Annotated in this window: 17 protein-coding genes; 4 read left to right on the forward strand and 13 right to left on the reverse strand. The window is 44.4% G+C overall.

Features of this window, described 5'->3' with window-relative positions:
* Window positions 1–54 precede the first annotated feature (54 nt).
* Window positions 55–384 carry a YbaB/EbfC family nucleoid-associated protein gene (locus R7M72_RS02680; RefSeq protein ID WP_005380618.1) on the forward strand — a complete coding sequence of 110 codons (330 nt, stop codon included), beginning with the start codon at window positions 55–57 and terminating at the stop codon, window positions 382–384.
* 30 nt (window positions 385–414) lie between these two features.
* Window positions 415–1,014 carry a recombination mediator RecR gene (gene recR / locus R7M72_RS02685; RefSeq protein WP_005380619.1) on the forward strand — a complete coding sequence of 200 codons (600 nt, stop codon included), beginning with the start codon at window positions 415–417 and terminating at the stop codon, window positions 1,012–1,014.
* A gap of 67 nt (window positions 1,015–1,081) precedes the next feature.
* Here the strand turns inward: recR and aqpZ are convergent, their stop codons facing one another.
* From aqpZ to R7M72_RS02700, 3 genes are all read right to left on the reverse strand, one after another.
* Window positions 1,082–1,765: an aquaporin Z gene (gene aqpZ, locus R7M72_RS02690; RefSeq protein ID WP_215810519.1), complete on the reverse strand. Its 684-nt coding sequence runs from the start codon at window positions 1,763–1,765 to the stop codon at window positions 1,082–1,084.
* 229 nt (window positions 1,766–1,994) lie between these two features.
* Window positions 1,995–2,243 (reverse strand): YkgJ family cysteine cluster protein, encoded by a 249-nt coding sequence (locus R7M72_RS02695; protein ID WP_017820793.1) that lies wholly within the window; start codon window positions 2,241–2,243, stop codon window positions 1,995–1,997.
* A 138-nt stretch (window positions 2,244–2,381) separates the two neighbouring features.
* Window positions 2,382–2,630, reverse strand: coding sequence for a GlsB/YeaQ/YmgE family stress response membrane protein (locus tag R7M72_RS02700; RefSeq protein ID WP_005380625.1), 249 nt, complete (start codon window positions 2,628–2,630; stop codon window positions 2,382–2,384).
* A gap of 188 nt (window positions 2,631–2,818) precedes the next feature.
* On the opposite strand from R7M72_RS02700, the gene R7M72_RS02705 reads away from it, so the two are divergent.
* On the forward strand, window positions 2,819–3,259 hold the full coding sequence (locus tag R7M72_RS02705) for a YcgN family cysteine cluster protein (protein WP_005384948.1): 441 nt from the start codon (window positions 2,819–2,821) through the stop codon (window positions 3,257–3,259).
* A gap of 191 nt (window positions 3,260–3,450) precedes the next feature.
* Complete coding sequence (locus R7M72_RS02710) at window positions 3,451–5,130, forward strand: mechanosensitive ion channel domain-containing protein (RefSeq protein WP_318056021.1); 1,680 nt, start codon at window positions 3,451–3,453, stop codon at window positions 5,128–5,130.
* Window positions 5,131–5,199: 69 nt separating this feature from the next.
* On the opposite strand, the gene R7M72_RS02715 is transcribed toward R7M72_RS02710, so the two are convergent.
* The 10 genes from R7M72_RS02715 to gap all read right to left on the reverse strand — a co-directional run bounded on the left by R7M72_RS02715 (window position 5,200) and on the right by gap (window position 15,303).
* The gene (locus R7M72_RS02715) at window positions 5,200–5,484 is read right to left on the reverse strand and encodes a putative quinol monooxygenase (protein WP_025767189.1); all 285 of its coding nucleotides are present in this window, start codon (window positions 5,482–5,484) and stop codon (window positions 5,200–5,202) included.
* Window positions 5,485–5,501: 17 nt separating this feature from the next.
* Complete coding sequence (locus R7M72_RS02720) at window positions 5,502–5,897, reverse strand: VOC family protein (protein ID WP_005380685.1); 396 nt, start codon at window positions 5,895–5,897, stop codon at window positions 5,502–5,504.
* Between the two features lie 140 nt (window positions 5,898–6,037).
* Window positions 6,038–6,337, reverse strand: a complete 300-nt coding sequence (locus tag R7M72_RS02725; RefSeq protein ID WP_005380686.1) for a ribbon-helix-helix domain-containing protein — start codon at window positions 6,335–6,337, stop codon at window positions 6,038–6,040.
* Between the two features lie 136 nt (window positions 6,338–6,473).
* Entirely contained in the window at window positions 6,474–8,051 is a 1,578-nt protein-coding gene (locus tag R7M72_RS02730) for an alkaline phosphatase (protein ID WP_005380687.1), read from the reverse strand.
* Between the two features lie 398 nt (window positions 8,052–8,449).
* Window positions 8,450–8,809 (reverse strand): hypothetical protein, encoded by a 360-nt coding sequence (locus tag R7M72_RS02735; RefSeq protein ID WP_318056022.1) that lies wholly within the window; start codon window positions 8,807–8,809, stop codon window positions 8,450–8,452.
* A 251-nt stretch (window positions 8,810–9,060) separates the two neighbouring features.
* A complete protein-coding gene (locus R7M72_RS02740) occupies window positions 9,061–10,008 on the reverse strand; it encodes a ChaN family lipoprotein (RefSeq protein WP_005384933.1) in 948 nt (315 codons plus the stop codon).
* Window positions 10,009–10,106: 98 nt separating this feature from the next.
* Complete coding sequence (gene rlmA / locus R7M72_RS02745; protein WP_005380691.1) at window positions 10,107–10,934, reverse strand: 23S rRNA (guanine(745)-N(1))-methyltransferase; 828 nt, start codon at window positions 10,932–10,934, stop codon at window positions 10,107–10,109.
* A gap of 96 nt (window positions 10,935–11,030) precedes the next feature.
* A complete protein-coding gene (locus tag R7M72_RS02750) occupies window positions 11,031–13,067 on the reverse strand; it encodes a methyl-accepting chemotaxis protein (protein ID WP_151515028.1) in 2,037 nt (678 codons plus the stop codon).
* Window positions 13,068–13,266: 199 nt separating this feature from the next.
* The gene (locus R7M72_RS02755; protein ID WP_025767193.1) at window positions 13,267–14,151 is read right to left on the reverse strand and encodes a D-hexose-6-phosphate mutarotase; all 885 of its coding nucleotides are present in this window, start codon (window positions 14,149–14,151) and stop codon (window positions 13,267–13,269) included.
* A gap of 156 nt (window positions 14,152–14,307) precedes the next feature.
* A complete protein-coding gene (gap, locus tag R7M72_RS02760; RefSeq protein WP_005380697.1) occupies window positions 14,308–15,303 on the reverse strand; it encodes a type I glyceraldehyde-3-phosphate dehydrogenase in 996 nt (331 codons plus the stop codon).
* Between the last annotated feature and the right edge of the window lie 314 nt (window positions 15,304–15,617).

The following is a 15,617-nucleotide window of genomic DNA, read 5'->3' on the forward strand; positions in this document are numbered from 1 at the left end:
AAAGGTATAACCCCATTAATTGATGCAACACCTCATTAAACCAGAGAGATAAACATGTTTGGTAAAGGCGGTATGGGCAACCTAATGAAGCAAGCCCAGCAAATGCAAGATCGCATGCAAAAGCTTCAAGAAGAAATCGCGAATATGGAAGTAACTGGCGAGTCTGGTGCTGGTCTAGTTAAAGTTACTATCACTGGTAGCCACAGCGTACGTCGTGTTGACATCGATGAAAGTTTGATGGAAGACGACAAAGAAATGCTTGAAGATCTGATCGCTGCGGCGTTCAATGATGCAGCCCGTCGTGTTGAAGAAACTCAAAAAGAGAAAATGGCTTCTGTAACTGGCGGTATGCAACTACCACCAGGTATGAAAATGCCATTCTAATCTGCTGATATTTAATTAAGCGGACTTTTAATGCGTACCAGTCATATGCTGGAGCAATTGATGGAGGCCTTACGTTGTCTACCTGGGGTTGGCCCCAAGTCAGCGCAGCGTATGGCCTTTCATTTGTTACAGCGCGATAGAAAAGGCGGTTTGCAGCTTGCAGATGCGCTTAGTCAGGCAATGACAGAAATAGGTCATTGTACTGAGTGTCGAACCTTCACCGAAGAAGAAGTCTGTCACATTTGTACCAACCCAAAACGCCAAGAAAATGGTCAAATTTGTGTGGTAGAAAGCCCGGCAGACATCGCAGCCGTTGAAGCAACAGGCCAATATTCTGGTCGGTATTTTGTTCTTATGGGGCATTTGTCGCCATTAGATGGTATTGGTCCAAGTGATATTGGGTTGGATGTCCTTGATTACCGCTTACGTCGCGGTGATATTACCGAAGTGATTTTGGCGACAAACCCAACAGTTGAAGGTGAAGCCACTGCCCACTACATCGCAGAGCTATGTAAAGAGCACCAAGTTGATGCCAGCCGCATCGCGCATGGTGTGCCTGTCGGTGGGGAGCTAGAGCTTGTTGATGGCACGACGTTGTCACATTCGCTATTAGGTCGACACAGAATTTAATAAAAAGCCGCTGAATTCAGCGGCTTTTTTGATTTTGGGAGTTAGGAACGATTAATCGTTCGATTCTTTACCAAGAAGATTTTTTGTAGATAACTGCACCAAGCACGCCACCCACAATAGGAGCAATCCAGAACAGCCATAGCTGAGAAACCGCCCAGTCACCCACATATACTGCGACTGCAGTGCTACGAGCAGGGTTTACTGACGTATTGGTGACAGGAATGCTGATCAGGTGAATGAGAGTCAAACACAGGCCAATTGCGATAGGTGCAAAGCCTTGTGGCGCACGTTTGTCTGTTGCACCCATAATGACAATCAGGAACATCATCGTCATGACAACTTCAGTCACAAGTGCAGCGATCATCGAGTATTGGCCTGGAGAGTGTTCACCATAACCATTGGCGGCAAAGCCAGAACCCACAACATCGAATCCTGCTTGTCCAGATGCAATAACGTAAAGCACGCCACCTGCGATAAGCCCGCCGATCACTTGTGAGATGATGTAAGGCGTAACGTCTTTTGTCTCAAAACGACCGCCAGCCCAAAGGCCAACTGTCACTGCAGGGTTCAAGTGACAACCTGAAATATGACCGATAGCAAATGCCATCGTCAGAACGGTTAAACCGAATGCCAAAGAAACGCCCAACAGACCAATACCCACTTCAGGGAAACCCGCAGCCAACACCGCGCTACCACAGCCGCCTAACACTAGCCAGAACGTGCCAAAAGCCTCAGCCAAATACTTATTCATGTTCTTTCCTGATCTTTAATTAAATGACCCGCTGAACATAGTCGAGAATTGTCAATAAATTGTGAGGGAGATCGCGCAAAAACCGCAAATGGAACGCTATGTGGCAAGAGTTCTCAAAGGTGAGATAAAAAGCAGAGGGGGGAAGTGCTAAATCTTGAGTTTGCTTTGATTACTGCCTCGGAGAGAAACAACCGAGGTACTAACTTTAAACGTGTGGTCTAGAGTCGCATTACGTCAATTGTTCTAATTCAGTGATGTTGTCGAGTGCTTCTTGATTGGTGTTACCGCATACAATCGGACACGGTTTAAAATCGTGACAGACTTTGGGGCGTTCAGGCTTACCAAATAGCTTGCACAAATTGTCGTCGTTGAGTTGCACACAACGAACACCTGCAGGTTTGCCCTTGGGCATTCCAGGTATTGGTGAAGAGATACTTGGCGCAATACAGCACGCTCCACATCCTAATCGACAATCCATAATGTAAACCTCTTAAAAAATTAAGGGGGCAATTATGGTCATTTCGACGTGGATTGGAAGAGTGAAGAAAGAAAAAAATAAAAGGGCGCGCTTAACATTACGCTCCCTTTTTGGTTTTTTGCTTTTAAATCATCGTGCTTATTTTAAGAAACGGTTATAAACAAACAACAGAATAAATGCGCCTAGTGTTGCGGTAATGATACTACCAATGTTGACGCCAGTTGCTCCGCCGAAACCGAGAATGCCGCCAAGGAAGCCACCTACAAATGCCCCTGCAATACCAAGTAACATTGTTGCAATCCAACCGCCCCCATCTTTTCCTGGCATGAGCCATTTAGCAAGTGCGCCGGCGATTAAGCCCAAAATAATCCAAGAAATAATACCCATGAAAACTCCTTAATGCCTTCTTGATCAATTGAGTAATGGAAACTTGTTTAAGGATAGAACAGTAAAACGAAAGTAGTTGAATATCTCCACCGTTATGTGGGAAGGATGCAAGATCTTCTCAAAACTTGAACTTTTGCGTTGAGAAGAGTATAAATCGCCCCCTAAATTCCCTTGGTGAGACCTGAAGTATGAGCACTCCATTTTGGCAAAGTAAATCGTTAGAGCAGATGACAGAAGAGGAATGGGAATCTCTCTGTGATGGTTGTGGCAAATGTTGTTTGCATAAGCTGATGGATGAAGATACTGATGAAATCTACTATACCAATGTGGCCTGTAGCTGGCTGAACAGTAAAACGTGTTCGTGTAAGGATTACCCAAACCGTTTCACTTCGGGTGAAGAGTGCACCAAGCTGACCCGAGAAGACATCGACGATTTTACTTGGCTGCCACACACGTGCGCTTACCGTCTGTTGGCTGAAAAGCAGCCTTTACCAGAATGGCATCCGTTGATTACAGGCTCTAAGTCCGCAATGCATGCGGCAGGGGAAAGTGTCCGTAACAAAGTTGTTTACGAGATTGATGTGGTGGATTGGGAAGACCATATTTTAAATCATCCTAACCGTCCTTAGTCGAATACAAACAAGCCTTTCATTGATTAAATGAAAGGCTTGTTTACTATTGGGGCTCCCAACTTTGACGTCTCGCTAACGAAATGCTGCTCAGTTTATTATTTAGTGTTGTAAACTTAGGAGTATGATTTCAACGCTTTACACTTCTATTCCTGATTGTTTTGATCAGGACTGTTCCCTATGAGGTAAACATGACGTTTCATTTCCCCCAGAAACTACGCCTGACATCTTGGGTGACATTATTCGCACTTGCCGTCATTATGTTCTCCCCAATGGCTGTTCATGCGACTGCTACTGACGATATCCAAGAGCCTTCTGCTGCCGAAATCTCGATTGACAACTTGAACCGAGAGATTGTGGATTTATCCCAAAGCCTCTCGCAAGCGAGTGGCGACGAGCGTGATGCCCTTCAACTGCAACTATTCCAAAAGAATGAAGAATTAAGAAGCCAGTTAGCGTCAGCGATTGAACGTGAAACTATCTCTCGCGACAAGCTGATCTTGCTAGTTAAAAAACAAGAACAATACTCTGAGGACGCGACGAACTATCTATCGGAAAAAATAAAGAAAGTCGTCGAGGATTTAAATAAGGCTAAGGATGAAGAGAAGCTTGCTCTTGTTAATGATTATCGAGAGCTACAGCGTTATCTTGATGTTAGCTTCGATTCGAGCTGGCAAAATCTCGCTTGGTTGAAGGAGCTAGGGGCCCAAAACGAGCGCGCAGAAGCGGAACTAAAAGATAAAATTGATAAACGTATGCGCTTACTGTCTGCTTCAATTGAGTACTTGAGTCAGCAAAGTGAGATCATTGGCTCCCAACTTTCGTCTAGCCCAGAGTCGGAAAAAGCGTCGTTGCAACTTAGTCAGCTCATTACTAAACAAAGGCTAAATATTGCGACAGAAAGCTTACGCAACCTGATTTCAATTGGTGATAAAGTCGGTTTAGAAACGTCTGAATACAAACGCCAAATTTTTGAAGTGACGGGTAATATCACACATGACTTACTGAATACCAAAGTTGTGTGGTCAATACTGAGTCACTGGTCCAACTCGGCACTGGATTGGTTTGCCGAGAATGCACCGCAGCATATCTTCCAGTTGTTTGTTTTTGCGCTGATTTTATTGATCGCTCGCGGACTGGCTAAGTTAACGCGCAAAGTGGTCCGTAAGGCAGTTGCATCGAAAAACTTAAAACTTTCCCACTTGATGCAGGACTTCTTTATCTCGATGTCCGGCAAATTCGTGTGGGTGATCGGTATCATGGTGGGCTTATCTCAGCTTGGCTTGAACCTAGCGCCAATCCTAACCGGTTTCGGTATTGCTGGTGTGATTATTGGTTTCGCGTTGCAAGACACGTTATCCAACTTCGCGGCGGGTATGATGCTGCTTATTTATCGCCCATTTGATGTTGGTGATTTTGTGTATGCTGGCGGTGTGGATGGCAAGGTAAGCCATATGAGTTTGGTGAACACCACAATCCGTACGTTTGATAACCAAATTATTATTGTGCCTAACAGCAAAATCTGGGGAGATGTTATTAAGAACGTCACGCATGAACGCATTCGCCGCGTGGATATGGTGTTTGGCATTGGCTATGCGGATGACCTCTTAAAAGCGGAGTCAGTATTGTCTGATATCATTACCTCTCACCCTTCGGTACTTCGCACTCCAGAGCCAATGATCAAAGTTAATACATTAAATACGTCTTCTGTAGATTTTATTGTGCGCCCTTGGGTAAAAACGGATGATTACTGGGATGTATACTGGGATGTGACTAAAGAAGTGAAACTACGCTTCGACCGAGAAGGTATTTCGATTCCTTTCCCACAACAAGATGTGCATTTGCATATGGTGGAGAAGCAAGACGCTTAATCACAGATCCCAACTAGTGAAAGGCACTCTAGATAGAGTGCCTTTTTTGATCTTCGGTTAGCGCTATAGTTACAGTTCGTTAAAGAACACCAGTTTCGGCTCGCATTCTAACAAGTTGTCGATCTGGCTAATCAAAAGAGCAAAGTGTTCTGTTTTACCATGAAGCTCAAATGCTTGTTGGTCTTTAAATTGCTCCTGAAAAACGAAGTGGCATGCATTGTCTTTATCTTGGAACAATTGATAACGAACGCAACCTTCTTCATTGCGAGTAGGTTCAAGCGCTCGGGTAAGTACCTCTTTCAACTCTTGTTCTTTTCCCGGTTGTGCATGAAAGGTAGCCGTCAAGTGAATCATAATGTTTACTCTTTTTGTTATAGGTAACGCCCTTGGCGTTGCAGGAACTCAATTTTGTAACCATCAGGGTCGGTTACAAAAAAGAACGTTGCTAAATGCTTTTGTTGATGGTCAAAGGCTTTGATGTCACCAGTTTCAATGCCGAGAGATTTAATGCGTTTGTGGGCTTGTTCAATGTCCTCCACGCTGACGGCAAGGTGGCCGTAACCTGAGCCGTGAGTGTAGGGCTCACTTTGGTCATGATTGTGCGTCAGTTCCAATTCAAAGCCAGTTTCTTGGTTGGCTAGATAGGTTAGAGAAAAGCCATCAAAGATGTATTGATCAGCGACTTCTAGTTCAAGTACGTCACAGTAAAATTGTAGAGAGCGGTCCAGATCACTTACTCGGATCATGGTGTGAATCATTTTTGTCATAGGTACTCCTTGATAGTCCGCACAGGTTAGCGATTTCAAAAGGAGTCTGGGTAGTACTCTAGTACGACAAATTAGAAGATGCTCAAGGGTTTATAATACGGATGCATAGCCTAGGATGGTTATTGCTCGGTTGGTTGCTATTAACTGTTAAGTTGCGCAAGTGCTTGACGAGTGGTCTCTTGAGGTTGGCGGGCGTAAGTGAGGCAAGCGCATCGAAGTAAGGAGGCAAAGTTGTTCACTTTACCATTGTATTCGAGTGCTTCTTGATAAACAGTGCTTATGAATTTAGGAACCGTCATGTTTTGAGCACTAGCGATTTCCTCAAGAATTGTCCAAAAGCTCGCTTCAAGTTTTACACTGGTCGCGTGACCATCAATACGGATAGAGCGGGTGATGAACTGATAGTTGTCTTGGGGTTGCTTAGCAAAGATTTCGCACATTTTCTTTATTCATATAATTAAAGACCCATAATTATTGTGGTGTACGATTTAAAACGTCAACTGTTTTCATGCATAAAAAAACGCTCCCTTGCGAGAGCGTTGAAACATCACGAGTTGTGAAGTAAGTGCAAGTTGATTATTTAATTTGTTGCTTCAAGTACTCGCCTAGTTGCGAGTGGTGCATGATTTTTGATACCGGAAGGATAGTTTCTGCAGGTCCCCAAGCAAATACGTTGACAGGAGTATGCGTATGAGTACCCGTCCCCCATACTGTGTTTTGCTTTGTTGCATGCTCACGCGCTAGCAAGTTGCCACGGTCGTTGTAAGGAAAGAAAGCATCAAAGTCATTGATTGTCGGTACGTTCTCTTCGCTTAAGTATTTGTGTCCAGCGAGTCGGTATGGATTTGGTTTACTTGCTAATACGCGTTCTGCTTGCTCAGGCGTAATCGAAAAATCGCTATTTGCGTTCACGACTTCCGCAAACTTCTCTGGAGTTTGCTCTTTCTTATCAAGCGCTTGGAATTCACTGATCATGCCGTAGTAACTTTTCTTTTGGTTGTATAAACCATCGAGGATCTCGAACTGACCAAAGTTGAAGTTTGGCGCGTAATCCTGATTTTTGAATGCTTCGCCGTCGCGTTTTTGTGGTTTAGGCAAGTTTGCTGATGAGTAGCTAAAGCCAAAAGAGCCGGTTTCGTGGTCAGCAGTAACAATGATCAGGGTGTCATCACGGCCTTTTGCCCACTCATAAACTGAGTTTACCGCTTCATCGAATTTAAGCATTTCATGCAGCATCGTACCTGCATCGTTACTGTGGCCAGCCCAGTCAATTTGGCCGCCTTCAACCATCAAGAAAAAACCGTCTTTGTCTTTTGAAAGAATGTCGATTGCTTTGGTGGTCATTTCTTTCAGCGATGGCTGCGTGCGTTTTGGATCGTTTTTGCTTTGACTGTAGGCAATACCATCGTTCATGCCCGAGTAAGCAAAAAGTCCAAGTAATTTGTCACCTTTAGCTTGTGTGAGCATATCGCGGCTGAAAGCTAAGCTATAGCCTTGGTCTTGCGCTTCGGCAAGCAAGTTGCGTTCGTCTTTGCGTTTCGATTTTAGGTAGACATTACCTTGAGTGAGTTTTTCAAGTTGCTCGTATGTCTCTCCCTTGTCGTTTGTCGACTTTGGAATCCAATGACGAAGTCCACCAGACATCATCACGTCTACGCCTGTTTCGAGCATATCCGCCGCAATATTGTTTTCTAGGGAGCGATGTGGTTGATGAGCGGCAAATGCTGCTGGCGTTGCGTGGGTCATACGCGTATCAGAGACGAGCCCTGTTGCTTTACCTTTACTTTTGGCTTTTTCCAAAATAGTTTCGACATGGTTGCCTTGGCTATCAATGCCAATGACTTCAGAAGCGGTAGGGATTCCTGTCGCTAGCATCGTAGCTGAGCACGCAGAGTCGACGACAATTGCGTCTTCTGGATTGGTCAGTGATGATCCAATCACACCTTCTTGAGCGAGTTTGTATAACGCTGTGCTTTCGCCTTTGTAAACCGAGTTAGGTGCGTGTTTTGCGTAGGTCTCGAGTAAACCAACTTGTTGAGGACCCATGCCGTCGCCGATCATCAAAATGACGTTTTTGATTTCAGCTGAGAGTGCGTTGAAAGAGAGGGTAGATGCAGCCACTGCCGTAACGATTGGAGATACTAAGCGCTTCATTATATTTTCCTTGTTTATTGAAAGCGCAGGCATTAAAGCAATGATTTATGAAGGTTTTGTGTCGGTAATAAAAGTTTAACCAAATTGTCGTTTTTGTTTGGTTTTGCAGAAAAAATGAGTCGCTCTGTAACGTTCGTTAGTTTGGAAAGAAGAAAGCCCACAAACGTGGGCTTGGATTACGCTTAGGAGTTGAAAGCATGGACTAAAGTTATCCATTCAGTGCCTTCACAAGAAACCTAGTTTAGGGAGCAATAAACGAGCATGTATTATCGGGCCACAAGAGCGGTCGAATTCACTTACGTTTGCATCATATCGTTCTTTGGCCTATTAAATTATGGGCTGCAGTAAGTGTTTGGTTCAAATAGGATTTGTTGTCGTGACGATTATCAGACTGGTTATCAGACTAATGCCAGTATGATGCCACCAACGGTAAGTGCCGCAGAAAGGTATTGACCCGCAGAATATGAGCCATCCTCTTCTTTCTCGATTTTATCGGGGTGATCCATGCCAAGCGCACCATGCGTGAAAGATTCGACCTTTTCACCAACAGATTTATCTTCTGCTTCTATTTTCTTGCTGTCGTGCTCGATTTGTTGCAGAGCGGCAAGTAGCGCTTTGCCTTCGGTCGAAAGCGTCACCTTATTGTGTTCGACTTTCAGCGGCGAAGCACTAGTTTCTTCTTGTGCAATACTTGCTTGTTTAGAGGCGACAGATTGTTTGACATAGCTATTAACAGAAGTGCTTCCTACTGGATTCATCGAATACTCCTTGGAACATCGACACTCGGTCACTGAGTGCGGGTAAAAAGCAGTTATATTTTTATCGGCGGCAAAGTTTATTTCTGAAGCTATTTGGATAAAAACAGGTCTGCTTTTGCCGCTTCTAGTTTCTATTGGTGATCATTAGCAAAAAATAGACCAGCAGGAAGCAGACCCTTGTCACTCGATGAACTCGGAGCGGTGTGATGATGCAACGCAACGGCGAGGTAGTAACTTAAATTGAAGAGCAGCTACTTACATTGAAGATCGTTATTGCGTTTAGTTAGATGTTGATATGCCGCCATGCGGTGAGCATCTTGTACATACCGTACTGGTGGTGCGAGAACCTCTAACTGATAGTCAGTATTATCAGAAAGCACGTTATCTGTTGGGCTAATTACAACCACTTTTAAGCTCGGGTTGCGGCTTAAGATTGATGCTGCCGTACCCAACCCTTGCTCGGTGTGAAACTTGCCTGCAACATGGACAACCTGAGCGCCTGGGTTGTCGTCTAGGTAGCTAACGATAGATTCCGCCATAGTTTCATCCCAAGTAACTTGAGCTGCAAACTGTTTTTCCGTCTGCTCTGGCTTACCGTGATGCATGGATGCCATGAACTTTTCTTTGTACGGACTACTACCAGTGTTGATGGCTTGTGCAATGAACATCCGCTGATCATCATCGAGCTTGTTAATGTAATCTAGCCCTTGTCGACCAATGCATCGAACAATGCTCTTTGGTGCATTTGCTGCAATGACCGGGAGATTTTTCTGCTTAGCAAACTCCACGAGAGGGCGATAGTCGCTTTCATAATTGGGCCAAGCGTTGGCTTGTTTCATTAAGTACTGTTCGCCGATCTCCCCACGTAGGTAAGCGTCAACAACAGGTTGTTTGTCGCGGGTAAATTGTTCCATAGATAACGCGAGTGAGCGGTCGTAGGACGTAAGTTGTTTGAGCATATCGGTTTGAAAGCGATGAACGCCGGCGTGTGTGTGCCATTCACCAATAAGAATGACATCTGCTTGTTGCAGCTCAATTGGCAGTTTGCTTAGAGCGATATGCTCGCCAGAAGGGGTGTATAGTTGGTAGTCGTAAAAACTAGTGACTTCCGCTGAGGTTGCGTGAGAGTTGGTTTGCGTATATGAAGAGCAACCAGTAAGTAAGCCTGCAAAGAGCAAGCTCAAAGTAGAAAAGCGCATTGAAAAGCCTCCAAAAATGTCCGGATGATATTAATGGAGGCTGAGCAATGAATCAATATAAATGATAACTATTTGCGTTTGTTGTTTTTTTTGACTTATTAATTGAGTGTTTTTTTGCGATATACACGCAACATAAAATCAGCCTCACATTGGAAAAGTGTAGCGGATTTCAACTCTTCACGAAGAGCATCGGTTGCTTTCCATGCGAATGGCGTCATTTGCAATAAATCGATTGCGGCTCCGTTTTTCAAGTCCATAACATAGTTAAGATGCTGCTGGTGCTCTAATTCAAACCCTTCAATATGTTCTGGTTCTTCATTGTGAAGACGAACTTCTTGATAAATGCGCTCACGCAGTTGGTATAAGTGGCGGCTAGCAGGAGTAACCGTGACAACAACGCCGTCGTTTTTTACAACGCGCTGCAGCTCCTCAGCTTTACACGGGGCATAAATGCGCAAAATGGCATCTAAGGATTCATTTGCGAAGGGAAGTCGGTGACTAGAAGCCACACTAAAGTTGCAGTGCGTGTAACGCTTCGCCGCGTAACGAATGGCAACTTTGGAAATGTCTAAGCCATAAATCGTGGCATGGTTCGCTTGTGTTTCTATCGTCTTTTGTACTTGATCTGTGTAGTAACCTTCACCACAACCAATATCTAATAATTGATGGGTGCTCCCCTCAGTGTATGTTGCACACAGCTGCGCCACTTCTTGGCGCATTGGGTTGTAGTAATCTCCTTCGAGGAATCGACGACGAGCTTGCATCATCTCTTTGTTGTCACCAGGATCTTTAGAACGTTTGTGGTGCGCTGGCATCAAGTTAACGTAGCCTTCTTTTGCTAAGTCAAACTGATGATTGTTTTCGCACTTAAACGTTTTTTCATTTAACGCTAGAGCTTGGTGGCATAGAGGGCATTGATAGTTCATGACGATCTCGAACAGAAAGTAGGGCGGCAAATTCTATCAAAAAGCATGGTCTCAAGTGAAACAAAAAGAGCCGACTGGGTCGGCTCTTATTAAGTATTAGTGGAAGAAGTCGACTTGCTCTTTCAAGTTTCGTGCTTGTTGTTGAAGTTCAATGGCACTTTGCGAGGTTTTTGCGCTCGTGTTGCGGCTTTCTCGGTTAAGTTCACTGATAGAATGGGCATTTGCTGCAATTTCTTGTGAAACTTGAGCTTGTTCTTCTGAAGTCGCTGCAATGGCGTCGGCTTGAGAGGCTATCGACTGCACTTGTACTGCGATGGCTTCTAATGCTGTGCCCGCGTCTTGTGCTTTGTCCAAGACCTGGTTTGCACTGCGTTGGCTGTCTGTCATCATATTAACTGCATTATGAGTCGACCCTTTTAGTTTCTCGATAATTTCCACGACATCCTGAACTGAGCTTTGGGTTCGGTGCGCAAGTGTGCGCACTTCATCTGCTACAACTGCGAAGCCACGACCTTGTTCACCTGCTCGTGCTGCTTCAATGGCGGCATTCAAGGCAAGTAAATTGGTTTGCTCAGCAATTTCATCAATCATTTTCGTGACGGTTTGAATACTCTCGCTATCGCGATTTACTTGCTCGATAGCCGTTGCTGATTGATCCAATTGATCGTTAAGTTGAGCAACGTCGATACATACGCCTTCAACAATCGCGAGACCAGACTGGCTATCGGTATTTGCTGAGCGTACGTTTTCCGCAATGCTTTCGACTTGTTGTGCGACAGATTGAGCGGAAGAGGCCATTTCTTCAATCGCTGTCACAACTTGCTCGACTTCTTGTTGTTGTCGGTCGGCTTGGGTCAAATTGCTATGGGCATCGTTGGCAACGCTGGTGGAGTTGCTCTCCACTAAGTCGCTTGTTGAACGGATCTTACCAACAAGTTCATTGAGCTGACTTGCCATACTGGCGACACCCGAGCTCAGGTTCGTAATTTCATTCTTTGATGCTTTACGAGACGCTGGGATGCTCAAGCTGACTTCGCCGCCGGCTAAGCGAGTCATGTATGAGTTTAGAGTCGTGAGAGGTTGTAAGCTGCGATTCAAGAAAAGCGTCAATACAACAAAAGTAATGATCGCTGCAACCGAAGAAATGATGGCAATGAGTGTGAGAAGCGTGTCGCTACCTTTTGTCACTTCTTTGATAAACGTACCGCCTAGCAGTTTCCAATTCCAACCTGGAACCTCTGTGTAGACAAGATACTTTTCGCCTACGTTACCTTGGTACTCGAAAGGGTAGCGAATTAATCCACTAGATTGTTCGAAAATCTGACCAAAAGGCTTGTGACCATTGTAGTCGGCGACTTCTAGTATTGACGAATCTGAGCCGCTTTTTGCTGGATGAAGTAGGTATTTACCAAGATTGTTTTCGTCGTTATCAACGATAATGGTGTAACCAGTGTCGCCCCATTTTATCTCTTCGAGTGCATCGAACAAGGTTTGTGTCGCTTGGTCTACTGGTAAGCCAATAAACGATAGGCCTGCTACCTTTCCTGTCGCATCTTTGATTGGGGCATAGTAGGTAATGTAGCGCTCGCCATACAATTTAATTTGAGCGTAATACGGTTGTCCTGCTTTAAGTTGCTGATAACCAGGATGGTTGATGCCTAGCGTGGTTCCGACCGCTCGTTGACCTTGTGGATCTTTTAGGGAGGTGGACACCCGAATAAAGTCGTCACCCAACGGTGCGAATAGCGTTGCTATAGCGCCGGTATCACGTGTGAAACTGTCGACCAACTTGGTGTCATTAATTAAGCTTTCACTGTATTGAGTGATGTTTGGTACTTCATGTCCCATGAAGTCAACCGTGTAATTTTCGACATAGACACCGGCAAGGTAGCCATTGCGAAAAGTAGATTCGAGGACTTTAGCGGTGTGCAGGTAAGCATCGAATTGGCCAGCAATGGTTTTTGCCATTGATTCTACTTTAGATTGGTGTTCTTTCAGTGTGCTTTCCAATAGAACATCGGAAGCGTTGCGGTAAACAAGCGCGGCAATACTGCTGAAAGCAATGAATAGGCACAAAGTGATCACCAGTTTCAACTGGAATCCGACACTTTGATTTCGGTATCTCTCTAACATAGACTAATTCCTGATATTTTTATTATTTATGAGTTTTGTATCGGTATGCTATCGGTTTATATGATCAATTTTTTTGATATTTATTAATGAAACCGTCAAAAGTGACCAGTAACCAATAAGTTAGTAAAGATAGGACCATCTAAGCAGAGCTTTTATTACAAAAAAAAGCCGGGTATCCCCGGCCTTTATATGGTGATTCTTACTGCGCTGAAATGACAGTGACAAGTTCATGTGTCTCACCTGGTTGGAGCGTTTGACCTTGCTCAATACTTGGTGCATGAACAGCAGACTCCACACACAACATGGTTTGATAACCATCGTCAGCCATGTCACCCATGCTTTGCGCACCTTCTGCCCAAGGGTTCCATAATACTGCTGAGTTGTGGCCTTGGTTGTGTACGCTTAGCGTACGATCCAATACCGGGTCTTTTACCAAAATTTTCGCTTCTGGTTGCGTGTAAACGCGATCAATCGTGTCAGTTAGTTGTAGAACATTACCACCTTGGCATACCGCATCAGCTTTCAAGCTATCAATGTACTCGGCACCCATGCCTGTCGTTTGTGCTTGCTTAATGTCTCCAACGTTTAGGTAAGTATGTAATGCGCCAGAGAAGGTCCAAGCCTCGTCATCAATGTTCATGACTTTGAGCGTCACTTTTAGCTCATCGCCCACTTCAATCACCAAACGAGCGTCAAACATATGGGGCCAAATATCGTGGATTTCTTCTGTCGGGAACAGAGCAAGTTCAACAATCACACCGTTATGGTTCTCACGATGTTCAACCAACTCCCATTCTGCGGTGCGGGCAAAGCCGTGAGCTGGAGCAGCAATACGCCCAAACCAAGGCCAACAAACCGGAATACCACCGCGAAGAGCAGCTTTACCATCGAAGACAGCTTTTTCGCTCATCCAGATCAGATCTTCTTGACCTACAGGCGTGAACGACACGACATGACCACCGTGTAGCGAGATGCCTGCCGTTGCTTTGTCATGAATCACGCGGACGATTTTTATCTGATCAACTTCAACGATAGTGACGTTATCAGATAGCACCGTTAGGGCTGGGAGAGTTTTTAAATCCATGTGTAGTTTCCTATCGCTGGGGGAGAGCTTTTAGACGCGCTTCGCACATTAAATGCAACATCGAGCCTGCATTCTCTCAAATTCCAGATACAAAAAAGGCGACTCTAGAGCCGCCTTTTCTTTAACGAAGTTATTCGCTAATTGCTAACTTTCTAATTACTTAGAGATGTGAGCGATTAGGTCTAGAACTTTGTTTGAGTAACCGATTTCGTTGTCGTACCAAGATACAACCTTAACGAATTTGTCAGTTAGCGCGATACCAGCTTTAGCATCGAATACTGAAGTGCAAACTTCGCCGATGAAGTCTTGAGATACAACTGCATCTTCAGTGTAGCCTAGAACGCCTTTTAGTTCGCCTTCAGAAGCTTCTTTCATCGCTTTACAGATGTCTTCGTAAGAAGCACCGTTAACTAGGTTAACAGTTAGGTCAACTACAGAAACGTTAGCAGTTGGTACGCGGAAAGCCATACCAGTTAGTTTGCCGTTTACTTCTGGAAGTACAACGCCTACAGCTTTAGCAGCACCAGTTGAAGATGGGATGATGTTTTGAGAAGCACCACGACCACCGCGCCAGTCTTTAGCAGAAGGACCATCTACAGTTTTTTGAGTTGCTGTAGTTGCGTGAACTGTAGTCATAAGACCAGATTCGATACCGAACTTGTCGTTAAGAACTTTAGCGATAGGCGCTAGACAGTTAGTAGTACAAGAAGCGTTAGAAACGATGTCTTGACCAGCGTAAGTGTCGAAGTTTACGCCGTTAACGAACATTGGAGTAGCGTCTTTAGAAGGACCAGTTAGTACAACTTTTTTCGCGCCAGCAGTGATGTGCTTACGTGCAGTCTCGTCAGTTAGGAAAAGACCAGTTGCTTCAGCTACAACGTCAACACCGATTTCGTCCCATTTTAGGTCTTCAGGGTTGCGCTCTGCAGTAACACGTACAGTTTTACCGTTAACGATTAGGTTACCGCCTTCAACTTCAACAGTACCGTTGAAACGGCCGTGAGTTGAGTCATACTTAAGCATGTATGCCATGTAATCTACATCGATAAGGTCGTTAATACCTACTACTTCGATGTCGTTGCGCTCTTGCGCTGCACGGAATACGAAACGACCGATACGGCCAAAACCGTTAATACCTACTTTGATAGTCATTATAGTTGCTCCACAACTTAATTTCTGATTAAAGATAACTGGTAGTAAAATTACAGAATCCAGTAAACATCTGCAAGTGATAATCGGACTTAACTTGTTTAAAGTCAAAAAAAAGCGACGCTTTTTTTAACAATTCTTTGCAAATGTACGTTTTTTAAACTTTTAACTGATTCTTCTGTAGCCCAGTTGGCGTAATATAACTGGTGAGATAAGTGCTCTTATCAAATTAATTACGCATGGTGTCCTGGTGAGAAAGTATGTGCTACAACTGTTAAGAGAAGCAAGTTTTTTGCTAAAAAAGTCAATACCAAGAA

This window comes from Vibrio sp. YT-18 (genome assembly GCF_033337345.1).
Classification (GTDB): domain Bacteria; phylum Pseudomonadota; class Gammaproteobacteria; order Enterobacterales; family Vibrionaceae; genus Vibrio; species Vibrio alginolyticus.